The following is a 9,353-nucleotide window of genomic DNA, read 5'->3' as shown; positions in this document are numbered from 1 at the left end:
ATTTATTTTAGTACCAACCGTTGCTCATCCAGAATGATTGAGCATTTTCCCATGAACCGTAACGATCTGCAACATAGTTATCTGCTACACGTTCTTGGTTTTCTGGAGAATAATCCCCATTTAAGTAGTTAGGATCTAATTGGTAACGGCCAACATGGTAACCGTTTGAAGCCGAATAACTTCCGCCTGATTCTTTTTGAGCAATCCACTCTTTAGCGCTTGATGAGTTACCAGTGCTTGCTGCAGGAGCGCTTTGTTCTTGAACAACTTCAGGTTGTACTTCTTGTTGAGGAGCTTCTTGGTATGTTACTTCTTGAGCTGTTTCAACTTGAGGAGCTTCTTGAGTTGCTTCACCTTCTGTTTTAATGGTTAATTTTTGACCTTCATGGATTAAGTTAATGTTAGTCAAGTTATTATCTTTAGCAATTTTATTAACTAAGTCATTGTTTCCTGCAAAGTTATGTGAGATAGATGATAATGTATCTCCTGATTTTACTGTATATAAAGTATCAGCGAATGCGCTAGTTCCAAAGAATCCTAATCCTAATGCTACGGTTGTTCCAAATACTACTGTTTTTAGTGATTTCATAAAAATAAAAATCCCCTTCTTGTTTTAAAGTTTTTATCGCTGTGTTCCAACGACAAGACATACTTTATCATCTAAAAATATTTCGTAGGTAAAGAAAATTGTCTAATTTGATTACAGGAACATAGGTTTTGTAACAGAACCTACGTATAAGAAATATAGGCAACTTCTTGCTAAGTGCTTACATAAAGTTAATAAACGGAAGTGTATTAAAACACAATATAGCATTTCCATGTATGATAAACAGAAAATGTTTAGAGAAAAGAATAGAAATTAAACTTAAATTTTACTAATAATGGCTGTTTGAGGAAAAGATTTCTTCAATTAATATGAGTGAATGAGTGATTCATTTATTACGTCTATTTCCATTTTTTTTGAAAAGAAATCTTTTTGTAGTCAATTATTTAGTGAAATTAGCAAAAAAAATCCTAGAAACATCCTTTTTAGTGAAAAAAAACAGACACTTATCGAAAATTTTTAGACATCCCCTTCATTTGTCTATATAATAGTAGGAAAGTGGAAGGATGTGAAACCGATGTTAGTAGATTCAAATCTCCCTGTCGATCGTGATCGATTAAAAAATAGATTAATTCGTCTTGTGAAAGAGGATGAGGAAATAATTGGTTGCTATTTTGGCGGCTCAATTGGTAGTAAAACAGAGGATTTTTATTCAGATATTGATGCCCGCATAGTTGTTGGTGACAATGTTAATTTAAAAAGAAAGCAACAAGAAATTATTAGATCTATTGGCGAATACCTTTTTATCGAAAAATTTAATGAAAATTATTCAGTGATTCATTATGCAACTTTTATTAAATTGGATTTATTTATCTATACACCAGAGATGCTTGAAGCAAGTATTTGGATGAAGAAAATTGAAATTGTCAAAGACGATGGTTTGTTACATGAACTGGCTGAAGAATCTCAAAAATTAGACTACCAAATTACTCAAGATGAATTCGATCAATTAGTAAATAAATATTATGCGTACTATTTTGAGCTATATCGCTCGTGGAAACGAGAAGAATACAATTATTTGGAAGATTTAACAATGGGTATCAAGCATAGTTTAGTTTCCATGTGGTATGTGTCAAAAGGATATGTTCCAAATAAAAATCTAGACTGGGCAAAATACGAAGGTCGAAAAACGCAATTATCTCATTTAGAAACAAACTTCCTACTATCTTATACACCGTGTACTGTGGATATGTTAGAAACATTTACTAAAAAAATGGAAATACTTGTTCTTGAAGCTGCTGAAAAAATTGCCGCTTACAATAATTTGGCTTTTTCAATTGATACCTTTAGAAAAGTTCATCGCAGAGTTTCTTTTAAAGTAGAAGAAAAAGAAGAAGATAGTGAGCTGGATGATCCAGCTATTATATAGTAGAAAATGAAAGAATAGTTTGAAAGAGGGTGACGTATTTAGTCAGTCTTTTTCTTTTTGTAAGCATAATATTTTTAAAGAATAGTCAAAAGAGATATAATTATACTGACTTAAAGTAAGGGAGATATAATTATGACAACAATGACATTAGGTAACGTCTCATTATCTGTAAAAGATGTATCAGGACAAAAGAAATTTTATCAAGAAGTAATTGGTTTATCTGTTCTTAAAGAAGAGGCTGGGAAAGTATTTTTAGGGATTGCCTCAACAAAGGAAGTCTTAGTAACGTTGATACAATTACCAGAAGGAAAATCAGAGAGAAAGGTTGCTGGCTTATATCATTTAGCATTATTATTACCAACGAGAAAAGATCTAAGTGGCATATTAAGACATTTGCTTGAAATCAAAGCACCGTTAATTGGCGCCTCTGATCATGGTTATAGTGAAGCACTTTATTTACACGATGTAGAAGGTAATGGTATTGAAATTTATTGGGATAAACCAAGAGAAATCTGGGATATTCAGCCAGATGGTCAAATTAAAGGTGTCACTCTAGAAATGAAAGCCTCAGAAGTTCTAGGTTTAACGATGGATGCTACAAGTAAAATGCCAGAGGGAACAAAAATGGGACACGTTCATTTAAGTGTGGCTGATTTTGAAAAAAACGAATGGTTTTACCAAGATATTTTAGGAATGACTTTAGTAGATGATTTAGGAGGTCATGCAAGATTTTTCTCAGTTGATGGGTATCATCATCATGTTGGGGTGAATAATTGGCAAGGGTCATATCTAGCTAACCGAGAAGAAACGGACTTAGGTATTCTTTCTTATGAAATGATTTGGCATAATAAAGAGCGGTTTGAGCAAGTTAAAGCAAACATGAAGCAAGAGAACTTGTTTAAAGTAGAGTATGATTCTCAACACTTTAAGGGAATGGACCCAAATGGTATTTTGATTGAGATGATTTTAGAGTAAAAAAAAGAGAGGCGACTAAGTAAGTCGACCTCTGTTTTTAGGTTTTTATTTATTTAATGCTTCTTGAGCAAGTAGGTTTAAATAGTTCCAAGGGCGGTCAAAATGAGGTTGGAAGAAGAAGTCACATAATGCTAAGTCTTCAACAGTCATATCATTTTGAATAGCAAGAGATAATGTGTTGGCGGATTGTGTAATATCATATTTAGACATTAATTGTCCACCAATAATGCGTTTTGTTCCTTTTTCAAAGACTAATTGCATCATCACGTTTTCAGTTGTTGGCATGAATTCTGGACGATAGTTATCTTCAAAGTAAACATAGTCAGCATCAATATTATTTAAACGAGCACTTTCAATTGTCATACCAGTTGAACCAATTTTCCATCCAAATAAGTAAAGACCAGATGTTCCTTGTGTTCCACGGTAAGCTAACTTATCTTCTTTAATATTTGTACCTACTAACATACCTTGACGAACTGCATTAGTTGCTAGAGGAATGTAGTTGTGACTTTTCGTTGGATTGTAATGAACAACTGCACTATCTCCAGCTGCAAATATATCTGGATTACTTGTTTTCATGTATTCGTCTACAATAATAGCACCGTTTGGTAACATATCCACTTTGTCTTTTAATAATTCTGTTGATGGAGTGAAACCAACACACATAATAACCATATCAGCATCAAATGTTGCACTATTTGTATGAACTTTTGAAACTTTACCTGATTTATCAGCATCAAACGATTGAACATTTTCACCTAAAGCAAGGTTAACCCCACGCGCTTTTAATTCAGATTCTAATTTATCTGTAAATGGCTTGTCTAAATATTTATTTAAAATACGGTCCAAACCATCAATTAAGGTAACTTCTTTTCCAGACTCTACAAAGGCTTCAACTAATTCAATCCCGATATATCCACCACCAACAACGACAATTTTTTTAGCTAATTCTGATTTAGCAATAATTTCATTGGCTTGGTTGAAGTTTTTACAAAGTAGAATATTTTCATAACGAATCCCAGGAATGGGAGGGATTATTGGCCAAGAACCAGTTGTCATAACTAACTTGTCATAACTAACTGTCTCAACTTCCCCTGTATTTAAGTTTCCAGCAGTTACTGATTTATTTTCTGTATCAATTCTTGTTACAGCGTGTTCCATTTTAATTTTAGCACCCATTGACGCTAACTCTTGAGGATTAGAATAGAATAAATCTTGTGCGTTTTTAACAACGCCCCCCACATAAAGAGCAATCCCACATGATAGGAAAGATACATTGTCATTTCTTTCGTAAACAACAACCTCCGCATCTGGATAATTTTTTAAAATATTTTTAACTGCTGACGTTCCAGCATGAGTACATCCAACAACTACAACTTTCATTAATAGTCAATCCCTTCAAAATAATATTGTCACAAACCTTTGATTTAATGACCTTAGTAAAATATATCAAAGACAAGTGCAAAGAACGATATTTATGCTTGTGATAAAAATAGAAAAACAGAATCTTTTTTGAACGTTTTTCTCGAATCTTGTGAAAAATAAAACCAGCAATAATCGTACATCAGTGACACACTGATCAAACTAATTCTACCAAATTTCTTGTGAAATAAAAAGATGAAAAAAATTTCAAGTTTACTTTTTTTTCTGATACTTAAATCAGAACGCTTACATATTGTTTTAATTTCAATTTAATTTTGCTATTATTTACCCAAGAGCTCAAAAGAAAATGGGGAGTGGAAAAAATATGACAAAAAAAATTGTCGCAGTCACAGCATGTGCCGCAGGTATAGCACATACATACATGGCAGCAGAATCGATAGAAAGAGCAGCCAAAGAGTTAGGGTATGAAGTAAAGGTAGAAACAAACGGAGCCATTGGTGCTGAAAATGTTTTGACGCACGATGATATTGAAAACGCTGACTTAGTGTTAATTGCTTCAGATATTAAAATTGATCCAATTCGTTTTTCAGGTAAGCCATTATTTGTTACTAAATCAATACCAGCCATTGAAGACGCCAAAGGATTAATAAAAAAAGCCTTTGATGAAGCAGAAGTATTTGGTAAAAAAGGATCTAAAGTTGGTAAAATTCAAATTGGTAATGACAAAGAAAAAGTGAACTTCTTTACTCATATTATGAGTGGTATTTCTTACATGGTTCCGATGGTTATTGCTGCTGGACTTATTTTAACAATTGCCAATTTGTATGCGTTTCAAAAAGATGACCTAGGCCGAATTGTTGAGTGGGGATTTAATACAGATACTCAAATGGGTCTATTAATGTCAAAACTGTTTTATGTCGGTCAAGTTGGATTTAAATTAATGATCCCACTGTTTGCAGGTTTTGTTGCTAACTCAATTGCAGATAAACCAGCTATTGCTCCAGCAATGATTGGTGCTTACTTAGCCAATGATCCTGAGTTTTTAGGAGCAGAAGCAGGTGGCGGATTTATCGGTGCTATTATTGTTGCTTTCTTAGTTGGTTACATGGTGAAATATTTGAAAAAAATCAAATGGCCAAAAATTGTTCAACCTATCGTTCCAATTATGATTATTCCATTTATTGCAACACTAGCTATTACGTTGATTGTTCTTTATGTCATAGGAACACCAATTTCAATAGCAATGGACGGTATGTACGAAGGTTTAACATCATTAAATGAAAACTACGCTGGTGCACCAGTCATTATTGGAGCTATCTGTGGAGCAATGATTGGGTTTGACTTAGGCGGACCTGTTAATAAAACAGCATTAGTATTTGGTACAGCTATTTTTACAGACACATTAACAAAATACGGTATTGATGGTGCGAACTTTGTACCTGGTACTGCTACGCAAGCTGCTATTTCAGTTGCGCCATTAGGTGTTTGGTTAGCGTCTATTTTATTCAAGAAGAAATTTAGTAAAGACGAAAAAGTTGCTGCAAGTGCAGCCTTTGGTATGGGGATTGTTGGTGTTACAGAAGGTGCGATTCCATTTGTAGCTGCTAACCCAGTTCGTATGATTTTTGCAAACGTTGTTGGTTCAGCTGTTGCCGGTGGTTTAGTTGCAGCAACAGGTTGTAAATTTTACGGTGGTATCGGTTCTCCTTTAGGGACCTTTATTGGTTACATTGAACAACCGATTCCATTTATTACTTGGATTTTATGTGTCTCAGCTGGTATCTTAACAACAGCACTATTAATTGGCTTTATGAGACCTAATCAAGAAGAAGAATTAATCGTAGCAGAAGAAAACTAATTCATTTAGGAGGAAGTTATGATGAACAAAGAAGTTTTTAACGAAGAACATATTTTATTTGATACAACGTCAACTACACAAGATGAGGCATTCCAATCTATTGCCGCCTTTGCTTTTGAAAAAGGTTATGTATCAGATAAGGAAGAGTTTTACAAAGGATTAAAACTAAGAGAAGAAGAAGCAACAACTGGATTTAAAGATCATATTGCGATTCCTCATAGTAAAAATAAATCTGTTTTAAAACCAGGAATGTTTTTAGTGAAGTTTGCAAATGATATTCCTTGGAACGCTTTAGATCAAAAAGATGTCAAAGTGGGCTTTGCCTTAACTATTCCAGAAGAAGGTGCCACTGAGCATTTAAAACTATTAAGTTTGATTGCTAGAAAATTAATTGATGATCAATTTAGAGAAGGTATTTTAAATGAAAATGAACCTGGTAAATTAGCAGAAATCATTGATGAAATATCATTTTAAAGTCAAAAAAGAACCAGGGCTTTAAGTTCCTGGTTCTTTTTGTATAATTTTAGAGGAGAATATTGTTATGAAGAAAAAAGTACACGTCGTCCATCATACTCATTGGGATTTTGAGTGGTATTTTACCAATCACGAATCTTTCGTTCAGCTAGCATACCATTTAGATGAAGTAATGTATGCTCTAGAAACAAAAAAATTGGATTATTATTTATTAGATGGTCAGTTAAGCATTGTTGATGAATACTTGCAAAGTTTTCCAGAACAAAAATCACGCTTGGTTGATTTGATTAAAGCAGATAAATTATTTATCGGACCTTGGTACACTCAAACAGATGAATTAATCATTGCTGGAGAATCTATTGTCAGAAATCTTGATTTAGGAATCACGATTGCAAACGAATTAGGTGGTTATTTTAAAGCAGGTTATTTACCTGACTCATTTGGTCAAAGTAAAGACATGCCTAAAATTTACAATGGGTTCGGGCTAGATAAAACAATTTTTTGGCGCGGTGTTCCAAATGACGTTACAGAGGACCGAGAATTTCGATGGGAAAGTGAAGATGGTTCAAGTGTTGTCTCTTCTAATATAAAAAATGGTTACTTTGTGGGTGTTGGGCTGATTTATAGTGATGACGCTAATGAATTAATGGAAGTCATTGAAAAAGGGGCCACCTCAGACCAACTTGTTTTACCTGTTGGCGGTGATCAGCGTTATGTGGATTTTGATTTAAGAGAACGGATGGATTTGTATAATGATCAATTGGAAGATTATGAATTAATTGAAAGTAACTATGATTTATTTTTTGACGCGCTAGATAAAGATAAGTTAGAAACAGTTCAAGGAGAATTTATTTCAAGTTCAGTTTCTAAGATTCATCGCTCTATTTATTCGTCTCGGTACGATCATAAATACATGAATGACAAAATCGAGCGTCGGATGATTTATCAGTTAGAGCCACTGATGGTTATGGCACGCATGCAAGGTATTCCTTATAAACAAGGATTGCTTGACCGTATTTGGAAATTATTAAGTAAAAACCAAGCCCACGATAGTGCGGGAGGTTGTAACAGTGATAAAACAAATCGCATTATTATGGAACGTTTTATTGAAGCTGACCAATTATCCTATTCAGCTGTGGATTATTTAACACGTAAAATAGCTGAATCAAGAAGCAATGTCCTAGAAAATGAGTTAATTTTCTTTAATACACTGCCCTTTGAAAGAACACAACAAGTCAGATGTCAACTTTCGCTGTTGTCAGAGTCTTTTGAAGTATATCTAAACAATGAGAAATTAACGTATCAATTAATTGAAACAAGAAAAGAAAATTCAGGTTCAATTCGTAAAAATCCAGCTGATATGGACCCTGATAAATTTTATTACATTCATGACGTTATTGTTGAAGTTCCTGTTCCAGCGTTAAGCTTTGTAGAAGCTAAAGTGGTGGAAGGCACTGACAAAAAAATTACATCTGAAACGTTACCTGCAAGTGATATTGCCAATGAATATTACAAGATTAGTTTTTCTAAAGGCAAGCTTCATTTGACTGATAAACAGACTAGTCAAAATTATGATAACTTTTTAGTAATTGAAGACAGTGGGGATGAAGGAGACACTTATGACTATTCACCACCTGTTGAGGATGTGATTAGCTACTTAGATTTTGACAACGCGACTGTTCAAGTGATTGAAGGTAACTTACAACAAGAGATGATTTTAACTGGGGAGTGGTTAGTTGCCAAAGACTTAGTTGAACGAGCTGAAAACAAGGCAAGTATTCGACTACCTTACGAACTTCGAGTGACGCTAGCAAAAGATAACCAGTTAATTGATTGTCATTTAGAGATTGACAACAAAGCTCTTGATCACCGAATGCGTGTCTTAATCAATTCAAAGATAGCGTCAAGTCATTCTTATACGAACACTCCATTTGGTGTTGTAAAACGTGAAGTGGAAGACGCCCATATTCACGATTGGCAAGAGTTAGGTTGGAGAGAAGAACCAACTACTATTTTTCCAATGCTAAATTATGTCAATGCTCACGATCAAAGTAGAAGTGTGACGTGTTTTGCAAAAGGGATTAAAGAATATCAGTTTGTCGGTGAAAATTATGAACAAATCGCTTTAACTTTGTTTAGATCAGTTGGCTATTTAGGGCGACCGGATTTGATTCGACGACCTGGTATTGCATCTGGAAATGAGTTTAAATATGTACCAACACCAGATAGTCAGCTAGAACAAGTCTTAACGTTTAAATTCATGATTCAACTAACAAGAACGTATGATCCAGCACAAATTATGAAAGACTTTCAAACGCAAGTCGTCTCTATTCCGTTTTACCAAATTCAAGAGATGAACCGATTTACAACAACTTTAAAATATTTTGTTTCAAATAAATTGCAAACTGAAACACAAGCAAACGAGTTATTAACCATTGATAGTTCAAGCCTTGTTTTTAGTTCGTTAAGAGCTTCTCGAGTTGGTGAAGGAATAGACATCAGAGTCTTTAATCCTGATTATTCTCAGTCTTGTGAAGGAGAAACAATTCAATTAACCCAAAGTCATTCTTATCAATTTGTTGACTTGAAGGGGGATGCTTTAACATCTGTAAAAGATAGTGATACAATAAATCTTGGGTTTTTTAAACCAGGAGAAATTAAAACATTAAGACTACTTTAGGATGTGAAAG

General features: G+C 33.9%; 7 protein-coding genes. 5 read left to right on the top strand and 2 right to left on the bottom strand.

Annotated elements, in window-relative coordinates; genetic code table 11:
* Positions 1 to 7 precede the first annotated feature (7 nt).
* The gene (locus tag RR554_RS11550; RefSeq protein ID WP_332464441.1) at positions 8 to 589 is read right to left on the bottom strand and encodes a LysM peptidoglycan-binding domain-containing protein; all 582 of its coding nucleotides are present in this window, start codon (positions 587 to 589) and stop codon (positions 8 to 10) included.
* A gap of 532 nt (positions 590 to 1,121) precedes the next feature.
* On the opposite strand from RR554_RS11550, the gene RR554_RS11545 reads away from it, so the two are divergent.
* Complete coding sequence (locus RR554_RS11545) at positions 1,122 to 1,973, top strand: hypothetical protein (RefSeq protein WP_332464442.1); 852 nt, start codon at positions 1,122 to 1,124, stop codon at positions 1,971 to 1,973.
* A 132-nt stretch (positions 1,974 to 2,105) separates the two neighbouring features.
* Positions 2,106 to 2,948 (top strand): VOC family protein, encoded by an 843-nt coding sequence (locus RR554_RS11540; RefSeq protein WP_332464443.1) that lies wholly within the window; start codon positions 2,106 to 2,108, stop codon positions 2,946 to 2,948.
* A 45-nt stretch (positions 2,949 to 2,993) separates the two neighbouring features.
* Here RR554_RS11540 and RR554_RS11535 read toward each other — a convergent pair whose 3' ends face one another.
* Entirely contained in the window at positions 2,994 to 4,331 is a 1,338-nt protein-coding gene (locus tag RR554_RS11535; protein WP_332464444.1) for an NADH oxidase, read from the bottom strand.
* A 364-nt stretch (positions 4,332 to 4,695) separates the two neighbouring features.
* Here RR554_RS11535 and RR554_RS11530 point away from each other — a divergent pair, with 364 nt between their 5' ends.
* The 3 genes from RR554_RS11530 to RR554_RS11520 all read left to right on the top strand — a co-directional run bounded on the left by RR554_RS11530 (position 4,696) and on the right by RR554_RS11520 (position 9,343).
* Positions 4,696 to 6,189 carry a PTS fructose transporter subunit IIC gene (locus RR554_RS11530; RefSeq protein WP_332464445.1) on the top strand — a complete coding sequence of 498 codons (1,494 nt, stop codon included), beginning with the start codon at positions 4,696 to 4,698 and terminating at the stop codon, positions 6,187 to 6,189.
* A gap of 21 nt (positions 6,190 to 6,210) precedes the next feature.
* Positions 6,211 to 6,663 carry a PTS sugar transporter subunit IIA gene (locus RR554_RS11525; RefSeq protein ID WP_332464446.1) on the top strand — a complete coding sequence of 151 codons (453 nt, stop codon included), beginning with the start codon at positions 6,211 to 6,213 and terminating at the stop codon, positions 6,661 to 6,663.
* Between the two features lie 67 nt (positions 6,664 to 6,730).
* A complete protein-coding gene (locus RR554_RS11520) occupies positions 6,731 to 9,343 on the top strand; it encodes a glycoside hydrolase family 38 C-terminal domain-containing protein (protein ID WP_332468078.1) in 2,613 nt (870 codons plus the stop codon).
* Positions 9,344 to 9,353 lie beyond the last annotated feature (10 nt).

Source organism: Vagococcus sp. (genome assembly GCF_036639995.1).
Lineage (GTDB): Bacteria > Bacillota > Bacilli > Lactobacillales > Vagococcaceae > Vagococcus.
This window is presented reverse-complemented; position numbering and strand designations above follow the sequence as displayed.

Excerpts from the sequence above, each read along its gene's own strand:
- RR554_RS11545 (WP_332464442.1), top strand. The coding sequence starts at position 1,122 with ATGTTAGTAGATTCAAATCTCCCTGTCGATCGTGATCGATTAAAAAAT.
- RR554_RS11535 (WP_332464444.1), bottom strand. The coding sequence starts at position 4,331 with ATGAAAGTTGTAGTTGTTGGATGTACTCATGCTGGAACGTCAGCAGTT.
- RR554_RS11530 (WP_332464445.1), top strand. The coding sequence starts at position 4,696 with ATGACAAAAAAAATTGTCGCAGTCACAGCATGTGCCGCAGGTATAGCA.
- RR554_RS11540 (WP_332464443.1), top strand. The coding sequence starts at position 2,106 with ATGACAACAATGACATTAGGTAACGTCTCATTATCTGTAAAAGATGTA.
- RR554_RS11520 (WP_332468078.1), top strand. The coding sequence starts at position 6,731 with ATGAAGAAAAAAGTACACGTCGTCCATCATACTCATTGGGATTTTGAG.
- RR554_RS11525 (WP_332464446.1), top strand. The coding sequence starts at position 6,211 with ATGAACAAAGAAGTTTTTAACGAAGAACATATTTTATTTGATACAACG.
- RR554_RS11550 (WP_332464441.1), bottom strand. The coding sequence starts at position 589 with ATGAAATCACTAAAAACAGTAGTATTTGGAACAACCGTAGCATTAGGA.